This window comes from Microbacterium sp. IO18 (genome assembly GCF_049099505.1).
GTDB lineage: Bacteria > Actinomycetota > Actinomycetes > Actinomycetales > Microbacteriaceae > Microbacterium > Microbacterium aurugineum.
The window spans coordinates 1-23,602 of record NZ_JBMJAF010000004.1 but is presented as its reverse complement, the minus strand read 5'-3'; the positions used below and the strand labels follow the sequence as shown (position 1 = coordinate 23,602).

At 65.5% G+C, this 23,602-nt stretch carries 24 protein-coding genes and 1 pseudogene; 6 read left to right on the top strand and 19 right to left on the bottom strand.

The genetic code is table 11. From position 1 onward, the window contains the following. The first annotated feature begins 200 nt into the window (after positions 1-200). The gene (locus tag ACLF6J_RS17345; protein WP_421076937.1) at positions 201-1,418 is read left to right on the top strand and encodes a hypothetical protein; all 1,218 of its coding nucleotides are present in this window, start codon (positions 201-203) and stop codon (positions 1,416-1,418) included. On the opposite strand, the gene ACLF6J_RS17340 is transcribed toward ACLF6J_RS17345, so the two are convergent. Together ACLF6J_RS17340 and ACLF6J_RS17335 are read right to left on the bottom strand one after the other, a co-directional pair. Further along, a complete protein-coding gene (locus tag ACLF6J_RS17340) occupies positions 1,415-3,163 on the bottom strand; it encodes an AAA family ATPase (protein ID WP_421076936.1) in 1,749 nt (582 codons plus the stop codon). The two genes, ACLF6J_RS17345 and ACLF6J_RS17340, sit on opposite strands and share 4 nt — an antisense overlap. A gap of 26 nt (positions 3,164-3,189) precedes the next feature. Beyond that, positions 3,190-4,068, bottom strand: a complete 879-nt coding sequence (locus ACLF6J_RS17335) for a DNA-methyltransferase (RefSeq protein WP_421076935.1) — start codon at positions 4,066-4,068, stop codon at positions 3,190-3,192. 141 nt (positions 4,069-4,209) lie between these two features. On the opposite strand from ACLF6J_RS17335, the gene ACLF6J_RS17330 reads away from it, so the two are divergent. Further along, positions 4,210-4,440, top strand: coding sequence for a terminase gpP N-terminus-related DNA-binding protein (locus ACLF6J_RS17330; protein WP_421076934.1), 231 nt, complete (start codon positions 4,210-4,212; stop codon positions 4,438-4,440). Between the two features lie 470 nt (positions 4,441-4,910). On the opposite strand, the gene ACLF6J_RS17325 is transcribed toward ACLF6J_RS17330, so the two are convergent. Further along, a complete protein-coding gene (locus tag ACLF6J_RS17325; RefSeq protein ID WP_421076933.1) occupies positions 4,911-5,819 on the bottom strand; it encodes an alpha/beta fold hydrolase in 909 nt (302 codons plus the stop codon). A 391-nt stretch (positions 5,820-6,210) separates the two neighbouring features. Between ACLF6J_RS17325 and ACLF6J_RS17320 the strand changes: the two genes are divergently transcribed. Together ACLF6J_RS17320 and ACLF6J_RS17315 are read left to right on the top strand one after the other, a co-directional pair. Then, positions 6,211-6,813 (top strand): hypothetical protein, encoded by a 603-nt coding sequence (locus ACLF6J_RS17320; RefSeq protein WP_421076932.1) that lies wholly within the window; start codon positions 6,211-6,213, stop codon positions 6,811-6,813. 89 nt (positions 6,814-6,902) lie between these two features. After that, positions 6,903-7,307, top strand: a complete 405-nt coding sequence (locus tag ACLF6J_RS17315) for a MarR family winged helix-turn-helix transcriptional regulator (protein ID WP_421076931.1) — start codon at positions 6,903-6,905, stop codon at positions 7,305-7,307. A 256-nt stretch (positions 7,308-7,563) separates the two neighbouring features. On the opposite strand, the gene ACLF6J_RS17310 is transcribed toward ACLF6J_RS17315, so the two are convergent. Then, positions 7,564-8,505: an SDR family NAD(P)-dependent oxidoreductase gene (locus ACLF6J_RS17310; protein ID WP_421076983.1), complete on the bottom strand. Its 942-nt coding sequence runs from the start codon at positions 8,503-8,505 to the stop codon at positions 7,564-7,566. Positions 8,506-8,625: 120 nt separating this feature from the next. On the opposite strand from ACLF6J_RS17310, the gene lnt reads away from it, so the two are divergent. After that, positions 8,626-10,134 carry an apolipoprotein N-acyltransferase gene (gene lnt, locus ACLF6J_RS17305; RefSeq protein WP_421076930.1) on the top strand — a complete coding sequence of 503 codons (1,509 nt, stop codon included), beginning with the start codon at positions 8,626-8,628 and terminating at the stop codon, positions 10,132-10,134. A 290-nt stretch (positions 10,135-10,424) separates the two neighbouring features. Here the strand turns inward: lnt and ACLF6J_RS17300 are convergent, their stop codons facing one another. The 5 genes from ACLF6J_RS17300 to ACLF6J_RS17280 all read right to left on the bottom strand — a co-directional run bounded on the left by ACLF6J_RS17300 (position 10,425) and on the right by ACLF6J_RS17280 (position 15,122). Then, on the bottom strand, positions 10,425-11,237 hold the full coding sequence (locus tag ACLF6J_RS17300; protein ID WP_055960810.1) for an AAA family ATPase: 813 nt from the start codon (positions 11,235-11,237) through the stop codon (positions 10,425-10,427). Continuing rightward, complete coding sequence (locus ACLF6J_RS17295; protein ID WP_071301383.1) at positions 11,234-12,637, bottom strand: Mu transposase C-terminal domain-containing protein; 1,404 nt, start codon at positions 12,635-12,637, stop codon at positions 11,234-11,236. Before ACLF6J_RS17295 ends, ACLF6J_RS17300 begins: the two co-directional genes overlap by 4 nt. A gap of 6 nt (positions 12,638-12,643) precedes the next feature. Then, entirely contained in the window at positions 12,644-13,246 is a 603-nt protein-coding gene (locus tag ACLF6J_RS17290) for a recombinase family protein (protein ID WP_055960814.1), read from the bottom strand. 140 nt (positions 13,247-13,386) lie between these two features. After that, the gene (locus ACLF6J_RS17285) at positions 13,387-13,959 is read right to left on the bottom strand and encodes a uracil-DNA glycosylase (RefSeq protein WP_055960816.1); all 573 of its coding nucleotides are present in this window, start codon (positions 13,957-13,959) and stop codon (positions 13,387-13,389) included. Beyond that, a complete protein-coding gene (locus ACLF6J_RS17280; protein WP_060915499.1) occupies positions 13,956-15,122 on the bottom strand; it encodes a TDT family transporter in 1,167 nt (388 codons plus the stop codon). The genes ACLF6J_RS17285 and ACLF6J_RS17280 overlap by 4 nt, the downstream gene beginning before the upstream one ends. 69 nt (positions 15,123-15,191) lie before the next feature. On the opposite strand from ACLF6J_RS17280, the gene ACLF6J_RS17275 reads away from it, so the two are divergent. After that, entirely contained in the window at positions 15,192-16,118 is a 927-nt protein-coding gene (locus tag ACLF6J_RS17275) for a LysR family transcriptional regulator (RefSeq protein WP_055960820.1), read from the top strand. Here the strand turns inward: ACLF6J_RS17275 and eno are convergent. The 10 genes and pseudogenes from eno to ACLF6J_RS17225 form a co-directional block, all read right to left on the bottom strand. Continuing rightward, complete coding sequence (gene eno, locus ACLF6J_RS17270; protein ID WP_083393829.1) at positions 16,103-17,437, bottom strand: phosphopyruvate hydratase; 1,335 nt, start codon at positions 17,435-17,437, stop codon at positions 16,103-16,105. The genes ACLF6J_RS17275 and eno overlap by 16 nt on opposite strands. 145 nt (positions 17,438-17,582) lie before the next feature. Next, on the bottom strand, positions 17,583-18,068 hold the full coding sequence (locus ACLF6J_RS17265; protein WP_055960822.1) for an inorganic diphosphatase: 486 nt from the start codon (positions 18,066-18,068) through the stop codon (positions 17,583-17,585). 26 nt (positions 18,069-18,094) lie between these two features. After that, entirely contained in the window at positions 18,095-18,466 is a 372-nt protein-coding gene (locus ACLF6J_RS17260; protein ID WP_055960823.1) for a fluoride efflux transporter FluC, read from the bottom strand. Continuing rightward, positions 18,463-18,966: a fluoride efflux transporter FluC gene (locus tag ACLF6J_RS17255; protein ID WP_228506157.1), complete on the bottom strand. Its 504-nt coding sequence runs from the start codon at positions 18,964-18,966 to the stop codon at positions 18,463-18,465. Before ACLF6J_RS17255 ends, ACLF6J_RS17260 begins: the two co-directional genes overlap by 4 nt. Further along, complete coding sequence (locus ACLF6J_RS17250) at positions 18,963-19,706, bottom strand: 2,3-bisphosphoglycerate-dependent phosphoglycerate mutase (RefSeq protein WP_055960826.1); 744 nt, start codon at positions 19,704-19,706, stop codon at positions 18,963-18,965. The genes ACLF6J_RS17255 and ACLF6J_RS17250 overlap by 4 nt, the downstream gene beginning before the upstream one ends. Next, positions 19,703-20,209: a universal stress protein gene (locus ACLF6J_RS17245; protein WP_060915497.1), complete on the bottom strand. Its 507-nt coding sequence runs from the start codon at positions 20,207-20,209 to the stop codon at positions 19,703-19,705. The genes ACLF6J_RS17250 and ACLF6J_RS17245 overlap by 4 nt, the downstream gene beginning before the upstream one ends. A gap of 215 nt (positions 20,210-20,424) precedes the next feature. After that, a pseudogene (locus ACLF6J_RS17240) lies at positions 20,425-20,643 on the bottom strand (acyl-CoA dehydrogenase family protein); the annotation flags it as partial. Between the two features lie 140 nt (positions 20,644-20,783). Next, a complete protein-coding gene (locus tag ACLF6J_RS17235) occupies positions 20,784-21,560 on the bottom strand; it encodes an enoyl-CoA hydratase (RefSeq protein WP_421076929.1) in 777 nt (258 codons plus the stop codon). Beyond that, on the bottom strand, positions 21,557-22,486 hold the full coding sequence (gene mmsB / locus ACLF6J_RS17230; protein WP_421076928.1) for a 3-hydroxyisobutyrate dehydrogenase: 930 nt from the start codon (positions 22,484-22,486) through the stop codon (positions 21,557-21,559). Before mmsB ends, ACLF6J_RS17235 begins: the two co-directional genes overlap by 4 nt. After that, entirely contained in the window at positions 22,479-23,552 is a 1,074-nt protein-coding gene (locus tag ACLF6J_RS17225) for an enoyl-CoA hydratase/isomerase family protein (protein ID WP_421076927.1), read from the bottom strand. The genes mmsB and ACLF6J_RS17225 overlap by 8 nt, the downstream gene beginning before the upstream one ends. Positions 23,553-23,602 lie beyond the last annotated feature (50 nt).

The following is a 23,602-nucleotide window of genomic DNA, read 5'->3' as shown; positions in this document are numbered from 1 at the left end:
TCCGTCTCCTAGCAGGGCGGTATGAGGTGAGCCTGGGCGATGACGTCCAGATTGTGCCCTCAACTCAGGTCGTACTCTCGGTCGCCGGCGCCCGGTCGAGGAATGCTCTTCTCGATGGGAGGGCAGTCCGGCTGTCCTCTGGCGAGGTAGGGCTGCTCTCGGTCGACCTGGTGCGTTCTACTGGATTCCATCGCTTCACCGTGGACGGGCAGACCTACTGGTTCGGCACCGAGGACGCCAAGCTCGGTCTCGCCGGCATCGTTTCGATGCTCGACGAGCTGCGGACCATGGGTACGGGCTGGACAGGTCAAGCGATGTTCTCCGACGGGTCGGGGATGCGGGATCCGCACGTTGCCTATGGCTGGCTGGATCAGTGGGCCGACGAGGCTTTGGGCGCCGTGGCTGCGGTCGTAGAGACCCCTCGCGCGAACCAACGGACGGCGCGTGCGTTGCGCCGTCGAGGAGGTGCGGGCGTGCTCCTGGCTCCGACGCTGCGTCTGTTGCGATCAGACCCTCGCCGCTATCTCGCGGAAGCACCTGGTGGCGTCATCGAGGCAGACGGGCGCCGGTTCGAACCGCTGCGCGTCGTCGCTCGCAAGCGTGAGTCAACGCTGGATACGATCGCGAACCGGCGTGCGGTCGCGATTCTGCCGTGGGTCGACCGCCTCTCGCGGGACGTGATCGCCTCGAGCAGCAGCGCTGATGCGGTGGCTCGTGCCCGGTTATGGTCGAACCGTGCGCGGTCGCTGCAGCGCCGTCCTCTGGTGCAGTCGATTGGGGCACACGCGCTCGGGATCGAGCCACGGCAGGCGGAGGAGATCACCGATGCCCCGTACCGGGCCACGTACCGGATAGCCCGCGACCTGGCGGAGCGGTTCGGGTGGAGCGCGACTGTCGAGCCTCGCTCCCGGCTGAGCTACGTCGAGCAGTCCGATGCGATCTATCAGGCATACGCCGCGTCGAGGCTTGCCCGCGAGCTGGGTCTTCTGCAGACGTCGCCGGTGTTGGGGAGCGTCCAGCCGGCGTTCGCGGGGGAGCGGTTCGACCTGTACTACGACACGTCGCCGCCGCCGGCCGTGCTGCGTTCCTGGCGCCACCACAGTGCACGCCCGGATGACTCGCGGCCCGACCTGCTCCTTCACGAGCGCGCCACCGACGCGATCGCGGTCATCGACGCGAAGTACCGGCGCGCACGCGACGGGGGAGCGTCGGAAGACTCCCGCAAAGACGTCAGCTCGTACATGGGCCTCTACGGCTTGGATGCGGTGACGATTCTCTTCCCAGGTGATGCGGGCGCGAATGCGGTCGTCGAGGGTAAGGGTTTCCGCATCCTCGAACTCGCGGTTTCTCCTGACGCCGAAGACCTAGCCGCCGCCGCGGTGGCGATCGTGTCGACGCTGCGCGTGCCGACGTTCTAGAGCAGCGACAGCAGCTCGTCGGAGGGGCCGTCCATCATGCGCTCGAGGAGCCGGTCGATCTCGTCGGCGTTTGGTAGATCGGCATATGCCACGCGGAGATCCTCGACGTCGCTGAACGTGCCGCGGAGCTGGTGGACCAGCTTGTCGGCGACCGATTCGCCGAGCGCGACGAGCTCGGCCGACTCGGTACGGTCGGCGTGAGCGATGTTGAGCACGACGTCGCGCAATAAGCCCATCGTGAACCACGACCGGCCGGAGGCAGTTTCAAGGATCGCGTTGGCGACCTTCTTGAGCGACGTCTGCACGCCGGGGGAGAGGTGGTCGAGTTGCGTGACGGTGGTCAAGTTGCTTAGACGCAACTTGTCGAATTGCGCTGCGGCGCTGCGGTCGCCGCGGCTCGCGACACGGGCATGCTCCGCCCGGACGAGCTCGATCGCGAGGTCAAGGACGGCGGTGTCGGGGTTGGCGTCGTAGCGGTCACCGAGCACGTTCGGCATGGTGATGATCGTCGATCGCCGCTTCGTTGGCGAGCTCACGCGGGTACGCGTTTCCGGCTCGTCACGGTACGAGTTGCAGGTCGCGATGATGAAGGTGTCGACGGGTAGCTGCGCGTCCTCGCCGGCGGGCAGGCGGATGAGGCGCTCCTGGTCCTGGGTCGCCACGAGAACCGACGACAGATATGTCTCGACCGCGGCGAGGTTGAATTCTTCGAGGATCACCACGCGGGCTTCGAGCGGGTCTGCGGTTTTCAGCACCGACGTGGTGAATTCGCGGAACTCTGGCGAACCGTCCAGTCGCTCGTAGCCGATGAATTCGGCTTCGTCGAAGTCGGCCCTGATGGGTACGACGAGAGGTGCGTCGAGGTCTAGTTCCGCCTCCATCGCGCGGCCGAGCAGGTTCGCGAAGAGAGACTTGCCGGTGCCCGGCTGCCCGACCAGGATCACGATGTCGCCGCGCATCCAGGCGATCAGCACGCGCCGCACGAGCCCAGGGGGGAGCACGTAGTCGGCGGCTGTAATCCGGGCCTCGAGCGCGGCAGTCAGCTCGGGCAGATCCATGGTCACGACCGGGGCGGGCGGCAGCGACCCCAAGAGTTCGTATGTGCCCTCGGCGACCGGTGCATCGACGAACTGTGCATCGCGGTAGTCGCTGGGCACGTCGTCGCTGTAGAGCGTGCCGATGAGGTCGCCCTTGTCGGGATCGAACTCGCTGCGGAACCATGCGATGAGGCGGTCCAGAGGATCCGCAGCGCCGGTAGTGATCGACGCGTCGAGCGCATCGGTGTCAATGTTCCGACCGAACCACACCGCGAGGTCGACGATCCGCACGGTGTGGTCTTGGCGAGCCAGCAGCTCGGCGCCGGCGTGCGCCGTGAGCGACCAGGTGTCGCGGCCGTCAGTGACCTTGTTCTGGACGAACACATCGCCCTGATTCGTGAGGTGGTTGCGTTGGCGCTGCAGACCGCCGCCCGGGTACTTCTGCGTCTGCCAACTCGGCCCGTCTGAGGACTTGGACCAGGGCGCGTAATACGGGCGGTCTGGCTCCGGCGGCCGCGGCAGCGTGAAGAACTGCCGCAGAAGCTCTGACTCCTCCGTGGACCCGAACGGCACTGCCGCGGAGGTGGGGTCTTGGCCAAGCTGCGCACCGGCGCGCAGCAGCGCCGGTATCGAGACCACGGCAAGCGGGTGGGCACCGTCGAGGGCGTCTACCGCCGCGAGGACCAGCTGAGGAGGAGCGAACTTCACATGACGAAGGTACCGCCCACGGGCGGCTACTGGCCGCTGGTGAGCTTCGTCATGTTGTCGGCGACGAGCCCGCAGAATGCGGGGTTGAGCTCGACGCCGACTGAGGACCGCCCCATTTCCTCTGCCACGTACATCGTGGTCCCGCCACCCAGGAACGGGTCGAGCACCGTGCCGCCCTCGGGGACGCCCGCAGCAATGCACCGTTCAACCAGCTGGCGGGGGTAGGGCGCGTAGTGCGTTCCGCGGGCCAGCGACTTTCGATCGGGCTCGATGTACCAGACGTCCTCTTCGCCGTTCAAGCCGTCGCGGTCGAAGAAGTAACGAGGACTCTTGGAGAACAGGAAGATGTGCTCATACTTGCGCCACGGACGGTCTTTGCTCGTCGGCTCGGGGATTGCGCTCTTCCGCACCCAGATGATCGCGCTCCGGAGGGTCCATCCGTCTGCCTGCATGGCCAGTGCTACGCGCCAGGGGATGCCGATTAGCGACTTGCGGGGCAGGCCGAGCCCTGGTCCGTCAACGGCACGTAGGCCCGGAAGCCGTCGGCTCCGGTGCTTGTTGTCCTGACCGTGCGGCTTTCCCTTGGCGCTGTAGAACGTGTCGCCGAGGTTGAGGAACACGGTTCCGTCGTCGGTGAGTGCCGGCCGGATTGCGGCGAAGGCGTCCACCAGGTTGTCGACGAATCCGTCGATCGTCGACTCCAGACCGAACTGACCGTTGACCTCGTAGTCGCGCTGCCAGAAGTACGGCGGTGAGGTAATGACGCTATTCACCGACGCCGGCGGCAGCTGCTTGACGGCCTCTCTGCAGTCGCCGAGGAGGACCTGCCACGTCGTGTTGTCGCGGCCGGTCCCTTCGGCGAAGGTGTTGTCGCCGGGTTCACTGAGCTGAAGTTCCGCGGTCATTGGACTGTGGGAACCATCGCACGAAGGGCTGACATACCGACGAGTGTAAGAGATCTCCGACGGATAGGCGAATCTTTGTACGCGGAGTGTCGGATCGCCCTTCTCGGGGAGTCGCGAGCGTGCCCCGCATACGCTGGTCGCGTGTCGGACGAGCAGGAGGGTCGCAAGAAGCTTCGCGTGCTTGCGAAGTACCTCGTTGGTCCGGCTGAGATAGCCGAACATCTCGGCATCGAGGCGAACACGATCAACGTCTGGAAGACCCGCCACTCCGAGTTCCCGCCGCCGGTGCGCCGGTTGAAGTCAGGCGATGTCTGGGACGTTCGCGAGGTCCGCGACTGGGCTGAAAGCACCGGGCGTTCGTTCCGCGAATAGCGCGGTCACTCGTCGTCTGCGAGCAGCTCGGCCCAGGTCGGGTTCTTCTGACCTGGTACAGGGATCTTCGAGTTGCACCTGGTGCACACCATCAGGGTTCGGCCTTTGATATCGCGCTCGTCAAGGATCTTGAAATCCCGATCAGCGCGACAGACCGTGCACGGCCTGTGGGTGTACTTCGGCCGCGCCATGGCTGCGAGTTTACCGACCGCGATACGTTGCCAAGGGGCGGGTCGCGGTGCTAAATTCGCCCCGATCGCGCAACCTGAGCATTACTCCGATAACCGTCGTTATGTCAAGTAGTAGTTGCTCTGTTTGCAAAAAGTGCAATCAGAGCCAAGGCGGATAGCAGTCCACCCCTCCCCCGATTGTCCGTCTGACCAGGCCTTTCTGGGACGCCGGGACACTGCTCAGCTTTGAGCTTCAAGTAGAGGCCGGTTATCGCGTTCGGCTCGCCTCATCCGGCCTGATTACGCAAGCGCACCGTGCGGCCCGAGCATCAACACGGCGTCGGCGAACTTCGTGGGGTCTTCCTGAGGCGGATTGTGCCCCACCCGGGGTAACACGACACGTCGGAAAGACCCGGTGAAGTAGGACGCGTGCTCCGACGAGTCGAACCATCCGAACCCGTCCGCTTTACTGTCGACTGAGACAGTCGGTACGGAAATCGTAGGCTGCATGGCGAGACGCCGCTCGTGCTCGTCGTAGCGCGGATCCCCATCGACCAGGCCGTAGCGATGCCGGTAGGAGTGAATAGCGACATCGACAAAATCCGGGTTGTGCAAGCTGGGCGCCGATGCCGAGAACGCGGCCTCTGCCTCGGCCCACTCCGGAGACCAGTCGCGCCACAGCAATCGACACAGATCCTCGCGGTACAGCTCAAGCCCGCGCCGACCCCTTTCGGAGTGGAAATAGTACTGGTACCACGCCAGCTTCTCATCCAGAGGATCGTCCGGTTCGACGGATGCTGCGATGTCTTGGATGGCATAGCCGGAGACGGTGACCAACCCGTCGATCCGCTCCGGAAAGAGCGCCGCGGCGACGCATGCGGCGCGGCCGCCCCAGTCGTAGCCCGCAACTATCGCGTGCTCGATGTCGAGCGCATCCATGAGGTCGATCAGGTCCTGACCGAGCGCTGCTTGCTGGCCAGACCGCAGCGTCTGGTCCGAAAGGAACCGTGTCGGACCGTAGCCGCGCAGGTAGGGCGCGACGACCCTGGAGCCAGCCTTCGACAGCCGGGAGGCCACCTCGTCGTAGGACCGCACATCGTAAGGAAACCCGTGCAGGAGTATGACGGTCTGAGCACCCGCCTCGCCGAGCGCCTCGTACCCGACGCGGAGGAGAGGAGTATCGACGAACTCGACCTCGCTGATCGGCATTCCCGCTCCCCTCGGTCAACATGTTCGGGCCTTTTCGATGACCACAACTAGAAGGCTAAGGCCTTCACAGGATGCGTCAGTCGGGCTTGGACGACGGCAATCACGGCCGCGGGCCGCGCTGGGTTCCACACATTGAGGCTGTGAGTCGCACCGCTGCACGTCGCTTCAGAGTAAAAGCGGATAACGGTCTTCACCAGTAGAAGTTTCTCCGACCGCAGAGGCGGCCAAGACGCGGCCCGCCCTCTGATCAGACCCTATCCACGAGCGTCGGCCGCTAGGTCTTGTGCCACCTCGTCCTCGGCCCGCCGAGGTGTGCCGTACCGGTCGAAGCGAGGGACTGTGACGGATGCTCACACTAAAGTCGGAGCAACTTTAGAAAGCTCGGATCCCGATGTCATTCCAGTCCCCCGTCACCGTGGAGCACGTTCCCTCCGAGAGAGATACCGGCAAGTACGTGCTGCCGACACTGAGACACCGCGGCGTGTCAAAGGATGATCCTTCGGTTTCTGAAGTAAATCCCGCTACTCTGACGACCATGCTCGGCGATCGAGGTGCCAACAACGAGGAGTTGGTCTTGCTGCGAGCCGGAGCCTTCCTGACTGCTCTTGCAATGGTCGCGGAGGGCGTCCGGGCGGCCGCCGGCGTCCACGAGTCTGGAGAAGACATCTCGCACGTCACTATGGAGGCGACAAGGCAACTAGTTCGTACTGGCGCACTCGGGCAAGCGGATGAACACACGGTATCCACAGCACTCAGCTACGCACGCGGACTTGGATACGACCTCGTCCGCACGCCTGTCGGGCTCGACAACAGAATCGATATTGAACTATTGGAATTCCTCGTGTCCCTCCAAAGAGTGGCTGGACGCCTCGAGGCAGGACGCTCGCAGCGACCAAGCGCCGCTAGGGCTCTAGCTATTCTGGTGAAGCAGTCGCAGCCGCCTGCGGAACATGAAAACGCGTCGTTGGCGCCGAAAGTGAACACGTCACAGTGAGCCCGGGATCGCAGGGCAGGTCCGTCCCCCGGGACAGTGGCCTGTCCGGTGAACGGCGAGAAGCTGCCTCGAGTCTTGCGCGGAACCTCATGGACCTCATGCGCACAATGGTGTTGCTTGGAAGCCTGGACGCGGAGCGTCGAGGATTCAGCAAGACGGCGTTCAGAGCGCTGCTGTGTATAGCGGACCCCGGCGGTGCGACACCCTCGGAGCTGGCCCAAAGACTGGACTTGTCCCCCGGAACACTCACATCGATCGCCGAAGACCTCATTGAATCGGGCCACGTGATACGAGTCGCTCATCCCACCGACGGGCGGAGCCACGTCCTCCAAGTGACCGGGTCTGGGGCGGCGGTTGCCGCCGAAGTGCTCGGCGGTTTGACATCGACCTTGGGTTCCGCCCTCGGGCCTTCCTCGACGAGTGAGATCCGAGATCTAGCGCTGTTGCTCAACCTGACCAACAGACTTCTCAATCAGTACGTGCCGCCCAAGTAGCCAACGCACACCCGCCGGACCCGACAGCCGCGCCCCCACTGGCACTAGACGGGATTGGCACCATGCCCTAGCTCGGGTCCTCATCCAAGTACGAGGGCATCAGCTGTCCCTCCGAGAGCGCCACGGCGGGGATCTCCTTCTCAATGCGCTTGAGGCAGAAGAGTAGGCGCTCAGGATCTTAGTGAACATCTTGCGTCGCCTGCGAAGTAACCGCCCCACAGAGCAGCGAGCTCGGCGGGGCGGCCATCTCGAAGAATTAGGCGGTGGGGGCGTTCGCCAGCTTCTTCATCACTTCGCCGAAGATCTGCTCGATCGCGGGATCCGGGCGGCCAACGCCGCCTCCGGCGACCCATCCTCCGTCGACCACCAGGTTGGATCCCGTCACATAGTCGGCCTCGTCAGAACACAGGTACACTGCTGCCATCGCGATGTCCTCCGGCCGCCCAACACGGGGATTAAGCAGCGACTTCTCGACCGGCCCGCGCCCTCCGGCTTCGAGCAGCGAACGCGTTGCGGGGGTGTCGATGAACCCGGGAGAAACGGTGTTAACCCGAATGTTCCATGGCGACAACTCCACTGCGAGATTGGTCGTAAGCCGTAGCACGGCACCCTTGGCCACGTTGTGCACTAGGTTGCCCGCCACGTTGCCGGGCATCGCCGAGCCCACCATCGCGGCCACCGAGCCCGTGTTGAGGATTACGCCGTGGCCCTTGCGCTTGAATACCGGGAGGGCCTTCTGGATTGCCAGGAACAGAATCGTGACTTCATTCGTCATGTCAAAGTCCCAGTCAGCGCGAGTGAGCGATTCGATGGTTCCACCGCGCACGCCTGAGGCATTGTTATAGAGGATGTCGAAGTCGCCATACGCGTCAACTGCGAAGTCGATCCAAGTCTGAACCGCGGCTTCGTCGCTCAAGTTCAGCGGCTGCATGGAGACCATGTCCCCTCCCTTCGCCCGCACCATTTCGACGGTCTCCTCACCGAGGCCCGCCTTGAGATCGCAACCCACGATCTTGGCGCCCTCGGCAGCGAAGGCGAGCGCCGCCGCCCTCCCCTGTCCGTCCGCCGTGCCGGTAATGAGAGCCACTTTGCCCTCTAGCCGTCCTGCCATGTTGTAGTCCCTTGTTCGTGAAATGAATGATGCCGTGCGGTGCAGAGACGCAAAAGCGTTTTTCCGAACCGCCTCACCGCTCAGCATCTTCTTCACCTCTGGAAGGTAGCTGTGAAGGCCCCTTCCCGATGCGGCGACTGGCTCATCGTCCGCTGCGGAATCGACATCTGCAGTCCCCTGGGATTTTTCGACCCGTACACTCGAGCTGTGAAGCCGATCCTGCCGCTCTGGGCCGCTTTGCTCGTGGCCGCGGCGTCCGGTCCGATAATGGACGCCGGCTTCCCCGACAAGAACCTCTGGCCGCTCACCCTGGTCGCCGTCTGCCTCATTCTCCTGACTCTGATCGGCCGCCGACTTGGTTCCTCACTGCTGGTCGGCTTCATCGCGGGCGCAGCTTTCTACTTCACGCACATCCAGTGGGCATCACTCTTTCTCGGTCCGCTTCCGATGTCGGCACTGGCCGTTCTCGAGTCGCTGTTCTTCGCCGCCGGTGCGGCGGCGATTGCACTCGCATATAGCTGGCTACCGAAGGTTTGGCCAGGTGCCCCAGGTCGCCTTGGGCTGTTGCCCCTAACCGTGGCAGGTCTCTGGACCGCTCGTGAAGCGTGGTCGAGTGTGTGGCCATACGGCGGCTTCTCGTGGGGGAGGGTGGCGTTGTCGCAATCCGAGGGCCCGTTCGCGCCCCTCTTCGCGTGGTTTGGCATCTCCGGAGTGACCTTCCTGATGGTACTGCTCGCGGCGGTCACGGTGGAGGCAGTGCGGATTGCCGGCGTGAGGCCGCTTGTGCGAGCATCCGTAGTGATCGGTCTGGCCAGTCTCATGCTCGTGCTGCCGGCCTGGCCAACCAAGGCGGAGGGCACCATACGGGTTGCCGCTGTCCAAGGAAATGGGCGCGCGGGCTACTTCGACAGTTCGAGCGCGCGCGACTTGCTGCAGGCCCAGCTCGATGCCACCACCTCGCTCTTTGATCAATCTGTCGATGTGGTGCTCTGGCCCGAAGGCACGACCTACGACGACCCGATGACCGACCCCTACACAACCGGTGTGTTCGACTACGTCTCTCGACAGATGGATGCCCCGCTCATCGCTCAGGGGGTGAGCGAGCGCAACAGCCTCCACTACAACACTGCGGTGCTCTGGCAGGCAGGCGAGGGCGTCCTAGACTTCTATGACAAGAAGCATCCGGTCCCGTTCGGAGAATACATTCCGGATCGAGAATTTTGGCGTCAGTTCGCGCCTGATCTCATTGACCTGATCCAACGCGAATACACACCGGGCAGCACTGACAATGTCTTCGACATCGATGGCACGATCGTCGGGATCAACATCTGCTTCGATATCGTCGACGATCAGATCCTCACAGAATCGGTGGAACAGGGCGCGCAGGTTATCTTCGCCTCGTCAAACAACGCGGACTTCGGTCGCACCGACGAGAGCGCTCAGCAGCTGGCCATGGCACGAATCCGAGCAATAGAATTGGGGCGCAGCGTCGTGAATATCTCCACTGTGGGGTTGAGTGCGATAGTGGCTCCTGACGGCTCCGTCATACAGCAGCTGCCATGGTTTACCGCAGGTGCGATGGTCGAAGACTTGCAAACCTCATCGGTGATCACCCCGGCGGTTTCGTTTGGCCGACAGTTTGAATGGCTGGTATCCCTGCTAGCGCTCGGAACCCTTGTCGTCGCCTGGTTCCCTCTCTCGATACGACGTCGCTGATATTGGGGATCGCTCGGCCTACAAATTGAAGCTGGCTGGTATTCGGCAGATTTATCGACCGCGGAGCTTGTGTGTTGGGCTTAGCCGCTCGGTCATGGTGTTGTTCGAAACGTGTTGCCGCCGGATGCGTGCGGACGCTCGGGATCATCGGGTTTGCGGCGGTCGTTGGCCGCGATGTGGTTGAGATGTGAACGCGTCTCGGCGACGGCTGCCCTCAAATTCTCGCCGTCGAGGCCCTCCTGTGAGCAGCCTCGCTCTGTGTCGTCGTTTTCGCTGCGATCGGTGTCGGGTCAGGTGGTGCCGATGACGAGGGTGCTGCGGGCGGCCTCGACGACGTCGTTGGTGATGACGTCGAGCTCGTTGATCTTCAGGACGCGTTGGATCTGAGGGAGGAGGCGCTCAAGGAGCCGGAAGTTGCCGCGGGTGATGCGTTCGACGGCGGCGATGGCTTGCGCGTCGGTGAAGTCGTCGGGGTCGAGCGTCTTGCCGAGCTTGCGCCATTGACGTTCGAGGACGAAGAGCAGCTCGTCGTGGCCGAGCGGACGGTACTGGTGGGCGAAACCGAGGCGGCTGTAGAGCTGCGGGTAGTGGCTGAACTGCTTCTCGATGCCGGGCATGCCGATGAGGATCATCGCTATGCCGGTGCGGTCGTACTGGTCGCGGAGCCACTCGATCGCGTTGCCGGTGAGGCGTTCGGACTCGTCGATGATGATCAGCTCGAGCAGGGACGGGTTGGGGCCGTGTGCGTGGTCGAAGTGGCGACCCTGGAGCAGGAGGTGTTCCTCGATGCAGCGTTCGGTGCGGAGCATGTCGTGCCGGAGGTCGTCCTGCAGGGCGCGCATCGTGGCGGAGACCTCGGGCGTGTAGAAGACGGTGCGGGCTCGGTGGGCGGCGGCGTAGATCTTCGTGTCGTCTTCGCTGCGTGCGGCCCATCTGGCGATGAACGGGCCGATGCTGTCCCAGTGGGCGTAGCGGCGTGCGGAGAGGGTCTTGCCGACGCCAGCGGGGCCGAAGCAGACGCCGATGGTGTTCTGCTTCCGGACGGCGTCGGCGAACTCCGCGAACCGACGGTGTTCCTTCGTGATGATGAACTGGCTCGTCATGACCGGTCCTCCTCGTAGGTCATCAGTCGCGGTTGATCCGGTGCCGGTGCGGGTGCTGGTGGGGTGTGATCATCGGGTGTGGGGCGGACGATCGCGATGCGTTCGCGGATCTGCCCGCGCAGGGCTCTTCGTTGCGCGTTCCGGGCGGCCTGGATCTGCTTGAGACTGATGGTCTCGGTCTGATGCGCGGTACTGATCGCGGTGCACAGGAACGCGTCGCGGTGAAAGACACGGATCTCGGTGACGTCGCGGGGGTCGTACCGGACGCTGACGGTGCTGCCCACGAAGGGTGCGAGAGTGGTTGCGGTGTAGCGGAGCCCTTCGAAGTGGATGCCGTCTCGTTGCACGACACGCGTGGTCGGGACGGTGAGCAGGAACCCGTCGAGCTGCTCGAGGGAGTCCGGCATTCGTGGCAGCCACCCGTCTGCGATCCACGCTTCCAGTGGGCTCTTCCGGAGCTCGCGGTGGATGCGGGCGTTGTAGCGGCGGATGAACGTGTTGATGGCACTGTCGACACCGGCGAGATCCAGCGCCGGCGTCGGCGCCGGCGCCGAGGATCCGGGTGCGAGGTGGCCGGGGAGCGTTGGGAGCAGCTCGGTGTTGATGGTGCCGAAGAACCGCTCGATCTTCCCGCGGCCCTGGGGGCGAGCGACCTGCGAGTGGATGATGCGGAGGTGCAGCACGGCGGCGGTGTCGCCGATTCGGTGGCTGGTGAAGTCGGACCCGTGGTCTGTGTAGAGCACGTCTGGGATCCCGCAGACAGGCCAGTCCGGTTCCGGCTTGTGCCAGATCGCTTGCCGGAGCGCGAGCGCGGTGTTCGCGGCGGATGGGGCGCCGAGGAACACCATGTACCCGCAGACCGCGCGGGAGTAGTCGTCGAGGATCACCGTCAACCACGGCCGTTCGGGCTTGCCGTCGGGTCCGACGATGAGCAGATCGAGCATCGTGTGGTCCGCCTGCCAGATCGCGTTGGGGCGATCCGCACGACGTCGGAGCAGCAGTTCGTGCTTGTCCCGATATGACGCGGGCCCCTCAAGCGCGAGCGTCACCATCCCGGGATCAAGCCCGTTCACGATCGACCGCACAACGGAGTACGACGGCGCTGAGAGACCTCGTTTGGTGCAGTAATTGTCGACCTGGCGGTGAATCGTGGCGATCGAAGGTCGTGGCTTGGTGAGTGCGAGCCCCTCAATCAGGCGCACCAGTTCCGGTGCCGTCCGTCGGGCGCCGTGATCGGTGCGGGTGCCGTCGGCGAGAGCCGGGTATCCGCCGGTTCGGTAGCGGGCCAACCAGCGTTGCAGGGTGCGCTCAGCGACGCCCGTGGTGCGGGCCAGGGTGGCGAGCGGGATGGCGTCCTCGACGTGCAGTCGAAGGATGCCCCACCGCTCGCTCGCGTCCATAGCCAGCTACATCGTTGGGGAAGGCTTGGTTCGTCGCGCCGCGACGGGCTCGGCGTGCTTCGCGAGTGCACGGTAGATGGTGGTGCGGCTAACGCCGAGCACGTCGCCGATCTGCGCGACGGTCATGTCCTGCTGTTCGTAGAGCCGGCGTGCGGTGCGCACCTGGTCCGCGGAGAGCCGAGATGGTCGGCCGCCGGTGCGGCCGCGGGCTCGAGCGGCGGCGAGGCCGGCGTTGGTGCGTTCCTTGATGAGGTCCCGTTCGAACTCCGCCAACGCGGCGAAGACGTGGAACACGAGCCGGCCGCCGGGCGAGGTGGTGTCGATGGTCTCCTGCAGGGACCGGAACCCGATGCCGCGCTCGGCGAGAGCGTGCAGCTGATCGATGAGGTGCCGGATGGACCGGCCGAGCCGGTCGAGTCGCCAGACGACGAGAGTGTCGCCGGGGCGGAGCTGGTCGAGGAGCTTGTCGAGCTCGGGCCGGTGTTGGAGCGACCCGGACATGGTGTCGACGAACACGCGGTAGCAGCCAGCGGCGTTGAGCGCGTCGATCTGCAGCGACGCGTCCTGGTCTGTGGTGGACACGCGCGCATACCCGAGAAGGTGACCCATGAAGAGAACGTAGCGAAACTCGACCAGGAGGGGTAGTGGCGGCACGTAGATTCTGGGACTGGGTTCCGCTACAAGACACGGCGCCTCGCACCCGGACTGAGCGCCGGTACGGATAGTTGTAGCGGAATCGTTCGTATTTGTTACGTCTGCCGCGCTCGCGCGGCGAGCCGGAGTGCTTGCACGGAACGGAGGTGTTGTTCCGATCGGTGGCGGCCGTTGGCGGGAGACGGATGTGGTGCTGCGATGACCGGAAGGAGTCGGGGGTGCTCGTCCAGGGTGAAGTGTCGCATGACGCCGTCGAGGGCAACGGCCCCGTACGTGACGATCGCAGTGAGAGCGGGGAGGGCCGCGAGCAGTGTGGCGAGGGCATGCCGCCCCTCGTCGATGTCCTCGAGTCGCACGCGGTCGGGCAGTTCCCATGGGACAAGGTTCCAGCGGACGTACTCGCCGCGTGCGAGTCCGGACTCGATACGGGCTGCTCGGAACGCGGCCGCGGTCGGGCCCGGGTTGTCCTCGCTGCAGATCGCTGCGTGCGCTGCGGCGATGGTCTGGGGGCCAGGCGACTGCATCAGGACCAGGACACGGCTGAATCTGCCGCCGGATCGTGGGTCGAAGCTCGGGACGAACCGTCGGCTGCCGTCGGGCGCGGTCCGCCACGTCTCCGCGAGACCGTTCAGCGATCGAACGTCAGCGAGTTCCTCGGGGGTACTCATGCCGGCTGTGGCGGTGCCAGCAGGGTGCCACGGATGACGGATCCGTGAAAGGTGCGAAGGGCAACGGTGATCCATGCGGCGACGAGGCCGGCGTAGTAGATGACGGCGAGGACGGCAACGACGGTCAGGCCTGAGTGCAGGGCGAGCCCGTTCAGGCCGGTGACGCAGGTCCCGACGGGGAACGTGAAGGACCACCAAGTCAGGCTGAACGGCAAGTGTTCGCGGGCAGTGCGGATGGTGATCGCGAGGGCGATGACGGTCCACAGCAGCGCGAAGCCGAGCATCGCGAACCCGTACACCAGCGCCACGACCAGCAGGGCATGCGCGGTACTCGCATCGACAACGGTGGGGGCGTTCGATGCGAGGAGGTTCACCGCGGTGATCGACTGTCCGACCGGCCCGAGGACGATCCACAGAGTCGGGACCATGCCGGCGGCCCCGACCTTGTGCTGCGCGAGACGGTTCCAGATCAGCGTGATCACGACCAGCGACGTGATGAGGCTGAGGCCGAAGAAGCCGTAGCAGGACCACAGCAGCGTCTCCCGCGCCTGCCCGGCGGGGGCGTACGGCAGCAGGAGCGCACCGGTGGAGGCGGACACCATCGGCGGGACGATCGGCATCAGCCAGCCGCCGAACGCGGAGTCGGGCTTGTTCTCGTGGCGGGTGAACGCCAGGTACGGCACGAGCACTGCCGTGAGCAGTCCTCCGATGGTGCCGATGGTCCACAGGACCCAGTCGATGGTGACGGCGGCGGGCAGGCCGACCCAGTCCTTGCCGAGCAGGAGTGTCCCGGCGCCGACGGTGAGGAACGCCATCGGTGGTGCGCCGTAGAAGTGCGAGATCACCGGGTTGAGCTGGTGCCCGGCTGCAGTGCTCCGGTAGCGGATCCAGTGCAGCACCGTCGCGGTCGTGAGGGCGACGAGGAGCACCGCGGCGATCGCCCACACGACCGTCGCCGCGAGGCGCAGCCCGGGGAACTGCAGCGGCAGTGACGCAGCTGCGACAGCGACGATCCCCGTGCCCATGATCGACGCGAACCAGTTCGGTGTGAGATTCGACACGATCAGGCCTGGCCGCTCCAGGTCACGGAACAACGCCGTCTGCGGCCGTTGGGGCAGCTGGCTACCGTTCGCGGGTGCAGGGTCCGTGCGGAGCGTTGTCATGGGCCAAGCCTGCGCGAATCCTGCCTCTGGCGGTACCCGGAACCTCTTGGCAGGGCACAATCAATGATTGTGGCACTACGGCGACTCACGGACCGAACCCTCGACCTCGACACACTCGACGTGCTCGCACGCGTCGCCGAGACCGGCTCCCTCTCCGCTGCCGCTGGAGCGCTCGGCGTCACGCAACAGGCAGTGTCTGCTCGGATCCGGGTCGCCGAGCGCATGGTCGGTCACTTGTTGGTGCACCGCTCGACCACGGGGTCGGTGCTGACCGAGACCGGCAGGCTCGTCGTCGGGCTGGCCGGACCGGTCCTCGACGCGTCTCGCCACCTCGAAGCAGGAGTGGCTGCGCTGCGGACTCCCACGGGTTCGCTCGTCGTCGCAGCGTCACAGACGATCGCGGAGCTGCTGCTGCCGGGCTGGCTGCTCGAATTCCGCCGCCGCGAACCCGACGTGCGGGTGCGCCTGATCGCGGGCAACTCCGCCGCGGTGACGGACCTCGTGCAGTCGGGTGGCGCGAACCTCGGGTTCACGGAGACCCCGGTGACGGCGGCAGGTGTGTCCGCGCAGGTGATCGCGGACGATGAGCTCGCGGTCGTCGTTGCGCCGGAACATCCCTGGGCTCGGTCGACCGGGATCACTGCGGAGGTCCTGGCGGCGACGGCTCTGCTCCTGCGGGAAGAAGGTTCCGGAACTCGCGCGACCCTCGCCGCATGGCTCAGGGAGGCCGGTTTGAGCATGTCGGTTCCGGCCGCGGTGCTGGAGACCACGAGCATCATCCGGGCGAACGCGCAGGCTGGAATTGCACCGGCGGTGATGAGCCTTCGCACGGTCGCCGCCGACATCAACGACGGGTCGCTGGTGCGGGTCCCGCTCGCTGGGCCGCCACTTGCCCGGCCGTTGCGGGCGATCTGGTCGGGAGAGCCTCAGCCAGCTGGTTCTGCTTTCCTGCGCGTCGCCCACGAGGTGACCGGTCGGGGTCAGCGCAGCCCGTAGGGCAGCTCCGGATTGTTCTCCGCGATCTCGGTGAGCCGGTTGTACTTGGCGACGCGTTCTCCGCGGGCGGGTGCGCCGGACTTGATCTGTCCGGTTCCGGTGCCGACGACGAGGTCCGCGATGAACGTGTCGGTGGTCTCGCCGGACCGGTGCGACACCATGCTCCGCATCCCGAGCGAGCGTGCGACGCCGATCGCGTCGAGGGTCTGGGAGACGGTGCCGATCTGGTTCGGCTTGATGAGCGCCGCGTTCGAGAGCCCGTCCTTCCCACCGTCGCGGATGCGCTGCGGATCGGTGACGTAGAGATCATCGCCGACGATCTGGAGCATGTCGCCGAGCGCGAACGACATCGCCTTCCAGCCGCCGTGGTCATCTTCGGAGAAGCCGTCTTCGATGCTCCGGATCGGATACCGGCTGATGAGGTCGCGGTAGTAGTCGACCATGCCTGCGCGGTCGAGCCGGCGGTCCACGACCCGGTAGCTACCGTCACCGAGCGCGAACTCGTTCGCCGCCGGGTCGAGTGCGATCGCGACGGTGTCCACGCCGGGCTCGTAACCGGCGGCACTGATCGCGGCGACGAGGAGGTCGAGGGCCTCCTCGGGCGCGGCGATCGACGGGGCGAAGCCGCCTTCGTCCCCGAGACCGAGACTGCCGAACCGTTCCCGGACCAGTGCCGCCAGCGCGTGGTAGACGTCCGATCCGATCCGAACCGCGTCGGTCATGGTCTCGGCGTTCACCGGGGCGATCATGAACTCCTGGAAGTCGAGCGCGTTCGCTGCGTGCGCTCCGCCGTTGAGCACGTTGAAGTGCGGGACGGGCAGGCGGGGCGTGCTGCCGGTGACGTCTGCGATCCAACGCCAGAGCGGCAGCTCCGCTGCGGCGGCGAGAGCGCGTGCCATCGCGATCGAGGTCGCGACGACACTGTTCGCGCCGAGCCGGCGGTGGTTCGGGGTGCCGTCGAGGGCAGCGAGGGCGGCGTCGGCCTGCCCGATCGAGGTCCACGACTGGCCGGTGATCATCGGTGCGACGTCCGTCGTGATGAGGTGCAGTGCCTGGCTCACGTCGCGGCCGCCGTAGCTGCTGCCGCCGTCGCGAAGCTCGACAGCCTCATGCGCGCCAGTGGATGCGCCTGCGGGGGCGTCACCGGTGACGACGGTGCCGTCCTCGAGCTCGAGACGCACCTGGATCGTCGGGTAGCCGCGGGAGTCGAGGATCCGGGAGCCGTGCAGGCTGCTGATGGTGACGGGGCGGCTGGTGTGGGTCACGTACTCGCCCTGATGGTGGGTGGTGTGGTGGACGTTGCTGATGTAGTCGTTCACGGCGGTTGTCGCCTTTCGGGTTGGTCGTGCGGGTGTGGGCCGCGGGGAGGCGGAGGGACGACCTCCTGGCGATCACTGGGCGCCAGTTGCCTCCCCACGGCGGTTCAGGGCGCGCACTGGATGGTGTCGGGTGCGCGGGTGCCGGTCAGGGGTGCGGGGTGAACCGTTCCTGTGCGGCGCGGATGATGGCTTCGGCGTCGACACGGTTCGCCCACCCGTTGGTGGTGACGTGCTTGCCGTGCTCGATCTCCTTGTAGTGGGCGAAGAAGTGCTCGATCTCCGCCAGGACCGGCTCGGCGACGTCGGAGATGTCCTGGACGTGGTCGAAGCGGACGTCTCCGGCGGGGACGGTGAGGATCTTGTCATCGCCGCCGTTCTCGTCGACCATGCGGAGCATCCCGACCGGGCGGACGTCGATGACGACGCCGGGGAACGTGGGCCGGGGCAGCAGCACGAGCGCGTCGAGGGGGTCGCCGTCATCGCCGAGAGTGTCGTCGATCGAGCCGTAGTCCTGCGGGAACACCATGCTGGTGAACACCGCCCGGTCCAGGCGGATCCGTCCGGTGGCGTGGTCGACCTCGTACTTGTTGCCGCTGCCGCGGGGGATCTCGATCGTGATGTCGAAGTGCATGAGCTGTTCGTCTCCCAGTCGGATGGTCAAGTGAGGGTGCCGAGGGTGACGCCCCCGGCGGCTGCGGCGACGGAGACGACGAGCATCCCGAGCCCGTTCACGGCAGCCGCGGTGGTGCGGCCAGTGCGTGCGAGGCGGACGGTCTCGAAGCTGGCGGTGCTGAACGTGGTGTAGCCACCCATGAGCCCTGTTCCGAGCACCGCGACGGGGGTGGCGCCGAGGTGACCGGCGGCGCCGGTGATCAAGCCCAGCAGGAACGAGCCGGTGATGTTGATCGTCAGCGTCCCGACCGGGAGCCGGAACTGCCGACCCCGGTTGATCGCACCATCCACGAAGAACCGTGCGGCCGCGCCGACACCGCCAGCGACCGCGACGCTGAGGAAGGCCAGGGCGCTCATGATGTGGCCCCGTTCGGTCGGACCAAACCCGCGATCGCGAGGCCGCTACCGGTGGCGATCGCGCCGGCGAGGACCGTCAGGAGCGCGTACCCGGTGCCGGCCAACCCGCGGCCAGCGAGGAACAACACCGCGGTGCTGGTCGCGAGGGTGCTGTAGGTGGTGAACCCGCCGAGGACACCGGTTCCCAGAAGCAGGCGCAGTGTCCGGCGGCGACCCTCGTCAGGTCCGCGATGCGCGAGGTGTTCCAGCAGCACACCCAGTAGGAGCGCGCCGGCGATGTTGATCCAGAAGATCGCCCAGGACACCTCCTGCTGAGCGGGGAACGCGGTGCTGAGTCCGTCGCGTGCGGCGGTACCGATGGCGCCGCCGAGTGCGACGACACCGAGGTACCGCCACCGCAGATGCACTGGCCGGTCGATACGTTCCGGGTCGTTGGCGTCGATGTCTGGGTCGGGCGGGAGCTGCCCATCGGGCAGGTGCGTGTCCGTTCGGGAGGTCATGTTCCACCTTCCGCAGCGACCGCTGCCGCTGCTGCTCGTGCTGCCGGATGCAGGTACTCCCCACCCCGCGGACAGAACCCACCGTCGCCGTCGAACCGGTAGATCAGGGGTTCGCCCGTGGGGAGGTTCAGGTCCGCGAGCTCACCGTCAGTTAGGCCGTCCATGCAGGCACACAGTGCCCGCAGTGAGTTGCCGTGCGCGACGACGAGCACTGTCTGCCCGTCGCGGAGTGCCGGGGTGATGCTGTGCGACAGGACGGGTTGGACCCGGCGGATGACGTCGGAGAGTGTTTCGGTTCGACGAAGTGCCGCCCACGGCAGTCCACGAAGCGCCGGCGTCCGCCGGAGCGCCAGCCACGCGCGGATCGACATGCGTGGTGGCCGTCCCGTGCGGGTCCGACGAACAGCGAAGAACTGCTCCGCCCCCAACGCCGCTTGCGCATTCTGCTTGGACATGCCGGTGAGGGCGCCGTAGTTCCGCTCGTTCAACCGCCACGTCGACTCGATCGGCGCATCACGTCCGAGGACGTCGGTGACGAGCTCCGCCGTGTGGAGCGCCCGCTCGAGCGTCGACGTGAGCACGAGGTCCGGTCGGATGCCGGCATGCAGAAGTAGCAACCCAGCCCGATTCGCTTCGGCGCTGCCCTGTTCGGTCAGCGCGACGTCTCGCAAGCCGGTGAAGGTACCGGCAGCGTTCGCAGTGCTCTGTCCGTGGCGGAGCAGAACAAGCTGGCCGGTCACGGGGTGTCCCACGGCAGTGGGGCATCGAACCCGACCGGATCAACGGGCACTACGAGCACTGAACGGTGCTGCTGATGGGTCAGCCGTACCGCGACCGACCCCGTGAAGAACTCCGCGATTCGACCCGCTCCCGTCCTGGCCCCGACGACCAGCATCGCCGCGTCGCGGTCTTCGGCCACCTGCGACAGTGCCCGGCTCGGATCCCCGACACCCGGGACGAACGTGACGTCGACGCCGTAGGTCGTTGCGGCAGCACGTACTGCCGCCTTGTCACTGTCCGACAAGCCCTGCGGTGTCGTGTCAGCGGTGTCAGGGTCGATCGGTTCCACCATCACCGACCCGTCCGAGCGCGTACCGGCATCGAAGAGCGATGCATCCACGCTGACGCACACCAGCGTCGTACCGAAGCGCCGCGCGATAGACGACGCAACCTCGATGACCCCCGGAGCGAGGCCGGGCAGGACGCCGACGACGACCGGTCCGGAACCGATTGGTGCTGTCATGACACTCCCTACCTCAGGCGCGCAGAAGCGCGACCAGCTGAGATAGGGACTGTTGTCGACAACTGTCGAGGTTGGGTCCGGCAAGCCCCACTACCGGGTCCGAAGACACCACCATTATGCACCCGAACCCCAAGTCACGCGGGCCGTCTCGCGCACCCGCGACGTCCCGACACCGAAGGAAGCGATTCCGACGACACGGAGCGAAGCTGCCCACAGGCCACTTCAACGTACATGAGCCCCTTGAAGAGCTTGGACGTACCATCTATCTGCAGGCCTCCAAGGCCGTACTTTCCCATTTCGGCCAGCATGCCGAAGGGGAACTCTTCGCGGTTCCAGAAATCGATCGACTGAGCCCGGATCCTGGTCTGGAGGAAGCCCCGGATCTCCATGTACCGTTCCCGTTCCACGTCGGGCAGTAGATCCACGATGTACATGAGGTCCGCGTCCGGGAACGGGAATTGCAGTTCCCCAGTGGTTCCGTAGGGGGCAGTTAGCCCGGTGGCGGGTTGTTGTGGCAAGACCGAGGTCCTCTCACTCATTAGAAATTCCCGGATGGTCTCGAACCGTAGAGGCTCTACCGTTGGTTGAATTCCGGCTGCCGCTTTTCCGTGAAGGCCGCCATGCCTTCCTTCTGGTCCTCGGTGGCGAAGGTCGAGTGGAAGATGCGGCGTTCGAACAGCACGCCTTGGGCCAGCCCTGTCTCGAACGCTGCGTTGACAGCCTCCTTCGCGAGCATGGCCACAGGCTTGGATTTGGAGGCGATGACATCTGCGGCCTTCAGTGCCTCGGTCACTACGTCCTCAGCTGGCACCACACGGGAGACGAGTCCTGAGCGCTCAGCTTCGTCAGCGCCTATGAAACGTCCGGTGAGGATCAGGTCCATGGCCTTCGCCTTGCCCACGGCGCGGGTGAGCCGCTGTGATCCGCCCATACCTGGCAGCACGCCGAGGTTGATTTCGGGCTGACCGAACTTGGCGTTGTCTCCGGCGATGATGAGATCGCACATCATGGCCAGTTCGCAGCCCCCGCCCAGCGCGAAGCCGGATACCGCCGCGATGATGGGAATACGCAGTCGGGTGAAGTCCTCCCAGCCTCGGAACCAGTCGGCCGCGTACATGTCCATGTACCCTTGGGCAGCCATTTCCTTGATATCGGCCCCAGCGGCGAAGGCCTTGCCGGAGCCCGCGATCACCACGGCACCAACGCCAGGATCGGCGTCCATGGCTGAGACTGCTGCCACCATTTGCTCCATGGTGCTCTTGTCCAGAGCATTGAGCGCGGCGGGTCGGTTGAGCGTGACCAGTCCGACCCGGCCGCGCTGTTCCACCAGAATGTTCGTGTAAGCCGTCATCCCTGGCTCCCGTGTTCCTGCGACTTGCCGCGGATGTCCGTGATAATTCCCGAGAAGTCTCGGCCCGCGCCGCCTTCTGCCGCGAATGCGTCATAGATTTCCGACGCGAGCGGGCCCAGCCGGGCCGTCACACCCGTGCTTTGCACAGCATTCAGCGCCAGTTTGAGATCCTTGGCCATCAGGGCCCCTGCGAACCCCGGCTGGTAATCACGGTTCGCGGGGCTCGTCGGAACTGGCCCGGGAACAGGGCAGTTGGTCGTCAGCGCCCAGCATTGTCCCGAGGCGTTGGAGGCGACGTCGAACAGCGCTTGATGGGTCAGGCCCAGCTTCTCGCCCAGCACAAAGGCCTCGCTCACGGCGATCATGGAGATGCCAAGGATCATGTTGTTGCAGATCTTCGCGGCCTGGCCGCCGCCGTGTTCACCGCAGTGGACCACCCGTTTGCCCATCACTTCGAGGAGTGGCCGGACTGCCTCGAAGTCCGCCGGTTCGCCGCCAACCATAAAAGTCAGTGTGCCTGCTTCGGCGCCCACCACTCCTCCCGAGACGGGAGCGTCCATGGCCCGGTGTCCTGCCGCGATGGCTAGCGCGGAGGCTTTCCGTGCCTCATCGACGTTGATACTGGAACAGTCCAGGAAGACCGTGCCCGGTAGGGCCACGTCGAGCAGCCCGGGCTGCCCGTCTGTCCCGCTGTAGGCATCCAATACGTGCCGACCGCTCGGGAACATGGTCAGGACCACGTCCGCTCCGAGGACAGCTTCAGCCGGGCTGGTCGCAGTGGCCACGCCGTTGGCCTTTGCTGCCTCGAGTGCCGCGGGTGACAGGTCGAAGCCCATCACGTGATAACCGGCCCGGGCCAGGTTAGCGGCCATGGGACCGCCCATGTGGCCCATTCCGAGGAAGGCGATTGTGGTTTTCTCAGACATTGTTTGGTTCCTTTGACTGAAGGTTTAGCTCTTGGTCGCCCAGCGGGGCGAAATACCGTTCCACATCCGCCGCTTGTACCTCGTGCAGTGTAGGGGGGTTCCACTGCGGATTGCGGTCCTTGTCGACTACTTGGGCCCGTATGCCCTCAAGGAAATCGGGGCCGCTCAAGAACCGCAGGCCAACCCGATATTCCTGGGCTAGGGCCTCTTCGATCGTGAGGCCCTTCACTCGGCGCAAGGATTCCAAGGCAACCTTCACGGCTGTGGGCGATTTCGCTTCGATGGTCTGTGCCGCCAGAGCAGCGGCACCGCCGGTGGCACGGAGCCGGTCGAGAATTTCGTCCGCATCGTCTCCTAAGTAGCAGGCATCAATCCAGTTGCGCTGTTCCTCCAGATTTGAGCGCGGGGCCTTCTCGCTGAAGCGTACGACGGCAGCTTCCGCGTCTTCGCTTTCCAGCGCGACTGCCAGATCCGGGAGTCTCTCTGACGGGACGTAGTGATCCGCGAGAGCAAGGAAAAGCGCGTCCGCCCCATTGAGGTGGGCCCCTGTAAGTGCAGCGTGCGTTCCGGATTTCCCCGGCGAACGGGAGAGTAGGAGCGTTCCACCAACGTCCGGGACGAATCCGATGGTGGTCTCCGGCATGCCGACTCTGGTGCGTTCGGTGATTACGCGGATGGAGCCGTGTGCAGAGATCCCTACGCCGCCGCCCAGTACAAGCCCGTCCATGAACGCCACATACGGCTTGGGGTAGCGGGCGATGAGTGCGTTCAACGGGTACTCTGTCTGCCAAAACTTGGCCGTTTCCGTCCCACCGGCGAGCATGTCCCGGTAGATTGCCACGATGTCCCCGCCTGCACATAGACCACGTTCACCGGCACCGTGGACGAGGACGGTGGCCACCGCATCGTCCTCGGCCCATTCGGTGAGCTGCTGCAGCATCGCCACCGCCATTCCGGCAGTGAGCGCGTTGACCGCCTTGGGGCGGTTGAGGGTAATGACCCCAAGGTGGCCGCGGCGCTCAAAAAGTACCTCTGCCTCGTTCTCGGTTCCAAGCGCGTCGTTCATTAGCTACCTTCGGGCATGATGAAGCTGGCGCCCTGGCGGATGCCGGATGG

Excerpts from the sequence above, each read along its gene's own strand:
- ACLF6J_RS17290 (WP_055960814.1), bottom strand. The coding sequence starts at position 13,246 with ATGGGTCACCTTCTCGGGTATGCGCGCGTGTCCACCACAGACCAGGAC.
- ACLF6J_RS17280 (WP_060915499.1), bottom strand. The coding sequence starts at position 15,122 with ATGACAACGCTCCGCACGGACCCTGCACCCGCGAACGGTAGCCAGCTG.
- ACLF6J_RS17320 (WP_421076932.1), top strand. The coding sequence starts at position 6,211 with ATGTCATTCCAGTCCCCCGTCACCGTGGAGCACGTTCCCTCCGAGAGA.
- ACLF6J_RS17315 (WP_421076931.1), top strand. The coding sequence starts at position 6,903 with ATGGACCTCATGCGCACAATGGTGTTGCTTGGAAGCCTGGACGCGGAG.
- mmsB (WP_421076928.1), bottom strand. The coding sequence starts at position 22,486 with ATGTCTGAGAAAACCACAATCGCCTTCCTCGGAATGGGCCACATGGGC.
- ACLF6J_RS17285 (WP_055960816.1), bottom strand. The coding sequence starts at position 13,959 with ATGAGTACCCCCGAGGAACTCGCTGACGTTCGATCGCTGAACGGTCTC.
- ACLF6J_RS17310 (WP_421076983.1), bottom strand. The coding sequence starts at position 8,505 with ATGCTGAGCGGTGAGGCGGTTCGGAAAAACGCTTTTGCGTCTCTGCAC.
- ACLF6J_RS17265 (WP_055960822.1), bottom strand. The coding sequence starts at position 18,068 with ATGCACTTCGACATCACGATCGAGATCCCCCGCGGCAGCGGCAACAAG.
- ACLF6J_RS17255 (WP_228506157.1), bottom strand. The coding sequence starts at position 18,966 with ATGACCTCCCGAACGGACACGCACCTGCCCGATGGGCAGCTCCCGCCC.
- ACLF6J_RS17335 (WP_421076935.1), bottom strand. The coding sequence starts at position 4,068 with ATGACCGCGGAACTTCAGCTCAGTGAACCCGGCGACAACACCTTCGCC.
- ACLF6J_RS17325 (WP_421076933.1), bottom strand. The coding sequence starts at position 5,819 with ATGCCGATCAGCGAGGTCGAGTTCGTCGATACTCCTCTCCTCCGCGTC.
- ACLF6J_RS17260 (WP_055960823.1), bottom strand. The coding sequence starts at position 18,466 with ATGAGCGCCCTGGCCTTCCTCAGCGTCGCGGTCGCTGGCGGTGTCGGC.
- ACLF6J_RS17300 (WP_055960810.1), bottom strand. The coding sequence starts at position 11,237 with ATGACGAGCCAGTTCATCATCACGAAGGAACACCGTCGGTTCGCGGAG.
- ACLF6J_RS17225 (WP_421076927.1), bottom strand. The coding sequence starts at position 23,552 with ATGAACGACGCGCTTGGAACCGAGAACGAGGCAGAGGTACTTTTTGAG.
- ACLF6J_RS17295 (WP_071301383.1), bottom strand. The coding sequence starts at position 12,637 with ATGGACGCGAGCGAGCGGTGGGGCATCCTTCGACTGCACGTCGAGGAC.
- ACLF6J_RS17245 (WP_060915497.1), bottom strand. The coding sequence starts at position 20,209 with ATGACAGCACCAATCGGTTCCGGACCGGTCGTCGTCGGCGTCCTGCCC.
- ACLF6J_RS17235 (WP_421076929.1), bottom strand. The coding sequence starts at position 21,560 with ATGACGGCTTACACGAACATTCTGGTGGAACAGCGCGGCCGGGTCGGA.